General features: G+C 65.6%; 2 protein-coding genes. One reads left to right on the forward strand and one right to left on the reverse strand.

Annotation, left to right across the window (positions count from 1 at the left end; genetic code table 11):
- Window positions 1-426: 426 nt before the first annotated feature.
- The gene (locus tag NTW26_09190; protein ID MCX7022428.1) at window positions 427-1,122 is read right to left on the reverse strand and encodes a hypothetical protein; all 696 of its coding nucleotides are present in this window, start codon (window positions 1,120-1,122) and stop codon (window positions 427-429) included.
- 109 nt (window positions 1,123-1,231) lie between these two features.
- Here NTW26_09190 and NTW26_09195 point away from each other — a divergent pair, with 109 nt between their 5' ends.
- The gene (locus NTW26_09195) at window positions 1,232-2,446 is read left to right on the forward strand and encodes a tyrosine-type recombinase/integrase (GenBank protein MCX7022429.1); all 1,215 of its coding nucleotides are present in this window, start codon (window positions 1,232-1,234) and stop codon (window positions 2,444-2,446) included.
- The last annotated feature ends 695 nt before the right edge of the window (window positions 2,447-3,141 follow it).

A 3,141-nucleotide genomic window follows, 5' to 3' on the forward strand; every position in this document is an offset into this window, starting at 1 on the left:
GCCCCCTCTCCCTTCCAGGGAGAGGCTCGCCTACGGGTAGGGGTGAGGGTCGGTGTAGGGAACGTGAAAGCGGCGGGGATAGGAATCCCCGCCCTACGTCCATCCCGCGCGAATCCCGACCGTAGGGGCGACCCTCCGCGGTCGCCCGCTCACCCGACCTGAAGGTCGGCCCCTACGTCATCGCAGCGTGGAATAGGCCGGGGTGCGGGCCGAAGCGGCCCCCTCTCCCTTCCAGGGAGAGGCTCGCCTACGGGTCAGGGTGAGGGTCGGGGCCGGGTATGTTAAAGCGGCGGGGATAGGAATCCCCGCCCTACATTAAGGTGCCAGGAATTGGTGTTCATTCGGGCGGGTCTGGAGACCCGCCCCTACGTCATCGCAAATGTACGTCACGGGCAGGTGTAGGGTGGGCGGGTGTGGCCATCCGCCTCAATACAAATCCCCGATCGCCCGCCAGGCGTCGTTCTTCGGATAAATTCGCGGGTTGTCCGGCCGTGTCGCCCGGTTGCCCCGGATGCGGGATTCCAATTTGGCGTAGGCCGCCTTGAGCTCGCCCCAGGAGGCGGCTTCGACCCCCGGTCCCGGTCCGTCGCCGGGGTCCACGTCTCCCGTGCAGCAGCGGATCATGAAGTCGCCGAAGTATGTGGTCGGCGACCAGGAACCCTGATAGCCGGTCCAGTTATGTGTGCCGGATGAGGCATCCACGCCCATCGAGTCACAAAACGGGTAGTTCCCGATCTGCTGGAAAGCGATGTAGAAGTAGTCGGTTGTAAGTGTGTCGTAATCCTCGAATTTCACCCATTCAAATTCGCCGCCGGTGGTGAACGCCAGGTATTCGTAACCGAGGTCGGATCCCGGGTAACCGCCCAGGTCTTCGAAGGCGTGCATGTTGGCGCCCTGGAAAACCTCGTCGGGCCAGTCGGGGTAGGTCATGGCCCCGAGCCATGAAACCCGTTCGTCTCCATATGTTTGCTCGAATTGGACCGCCCAGTAATTACCTCCCGTGTACCAGGCCCAGTGACTACTCAATGTGCCGTCGTCCCAGTAGTAGTAATCTCCGGCCTCGCCGTCGTTGGCGAGTGCAAGAGCGGCCAGAACCAAAACGATGATAGTCGTCGTTTTCATTTTTTCCTCCCCTTTTTTCCTCTTCCCTCAACTAACAATATATCCCCCGTCCGCCGGTCTGTCAAGCGCCGTCTGGCGGCGGTCGGCCCGGCGTATTACAATGGCCCCGATGGACGACCGACCGCTTTCAGAGCTGATGGAGGAGTACCTCGCGGAGATCGCGGGCCTGCGGGGCTTCTCCGCGCACACCCTGCGCGCGTACCGGGGGGAGCTGGAGGCTTTCATCGCTTACCTCACCGCCTTCGGCGCGCCGGTGACCCTGGGCCGGTTCGTGGCGCTGGAGCTGCGCATCTACCTGACCCAGCGGCGGGGGGAGGGGGACTCGGACGCCACGCTGGCCCGGCGGCGGGCGGCGCTGGGGTCCTTCGGGCGCTGGCTGGTCAAGCGGGGCTACCTCGGCGGCAACCCGGCGAAGCTGCTGCCCCGGGGAAAGGGGCTGTTCCGGCCGCTGCCGGGGGTGCTTTCGGTGGAGGAGGCGGTGCGGCTGGTGGAGGCCCCGCGGGGGCCGCTGCCGCTGGAGGAGCGCGACCGGGCGCTCACCCTGATGCGCGAGAAGCTCGGCCTCTCGCCGGAGGTTCTGGCGAAGTTGAAGGTTGAAGAGGTTGATACGGGCTACGGTGTGATTGACTCGGAACGCTGCCGGGAGCTGCGTCTGCCGGAATCCGTCCGCCTGGCGCTGGCTGGTTACCTGAATGTTCGGCAAAACCTGGCGCCGAAGACCGACCGGTTGTTCCTCAACGGTAACGGTGGTCCGCTATACGCGCGGGACATCGGGGCGGCGATTGCCGGTTATGAAAAGGGGTGCGCGCTGCGGGCGCGGGACGCGGCGCTTTTAGAGCTTTTATACGGCGCGGGCCTGCGGGTGTCCGAGGCGGCGGGCGTGACGGCGGGGGACTTCGACCTCGGGCGGGGGCTGGTAACCGTGCGGGGGAAGGGGAATAAGGAGCGGATCGTCCCCTGCGGTGAGACGGCGGCGGCGGCGATTTCCGCGTACCTCGAACTGCGGGAACGATTATCCCCGAAAACGGACCGGCTTTTTCTGAATCGCAACGGTGGGCCGTTCACCGACCGCTCCGTGGACCGCCTGGTAAAAATGTACGCCGAGCGGGCGGACATCGGGCGCGCCGTCTCGCCCCACTCCCTGCGGCACAGCTTCGCCACGCATCTCTTGGAGGCGGGGGTAGATTTGCGGCTCATCCAGGAGATGCTGGGGCACGCGAGCCTGGACACGACGGCGATTTATGCGCGGGTGGCGGTGGAGCAATGGCGGGATGTTTACGACCGGGCGCACCCCCGGGCAAGGCTGCAGCAGCGGCTGCTGTAGGTTCCCTCTCCTATGGTCGGTTGCACTAGCGGGCGATCGTGGACGGTCGCCCCTACGGGACGGATTGACGGTGGGACGTAGGGGCGGGTGTCTTCACCCGCCCGTCATTGTTTGAACAAATGTAGGGCGGGGACTTTAGTCCCTGCCGTTTTCACGTTCCCAGCCTCGACCCTCACCCCGGCCCGTCGGCGCGCCGCTCCCCAGATGGGAGAGGGGGTCGGTAACAGCCCTCACCCCGGCCCGTGCCTTGCGGGTTGCGATGATGTATGGCGGGGATTCCATCCCCGCCGCTTTAACCATCCCGGCCCCGACCCTCAACGATTGCGATGACGTAGGGGCCGACCTTCAGGTCGGCCCACGGGCGACCGTAGACGGTCGCCCCTACGGGACGGATTGACGGTGGGACGTAGGGGCGGGTGTCTTCACCCGCCCGTCATTGTTTGAACAAATGTAGGGCGGGGACTTTAGTCCCCGCCGTTTTTACGTTCCCAGCCTCGACCCTCACCCCAGCCCGTCGGCGCGCCGCTCCCCAGAGGGGAGAGGGGGGCTAAGGAACCCCCCTCCTTAGCCCTTAGGCAAGCCTCCCCCCAGAGGGGGGAGGGGGCCGCTTCAGCCCTCACCCCGGCCCGTGCCTTGCGGGTTGCGATGATGTAGGGGCGGACCTTCAGGTCCGCCCGCTTTTTTAAGGGAGCCCT

The sequence above is a fragment of the bacterium genome, from assembly GCA_026398675.1.
In the GTDB taxonomy this organism is placed as follows: domain Bacteria; phylum RBG-13-66-14; class RBG-13-66-14; order RBG-13-66-14; family RBG-13-66-14; genus RBG-13-66-14.

Coding starts and splice junctions, on each gene's coding strand:
- NTW26_09190 (MCX7022428.1), bottom strand. CDS start 1,122: ATGAAAACGACGACTATCATCGTTTTGGTTCTGGCCGCTCTTGCACTC.
- NTW26_09195 (MCX7022429.1), top strand. CDS start 1,232: ATGGACGACCGACCGCTTTCAGAGCTGATGGAGGAGTACCTCGCGGAG.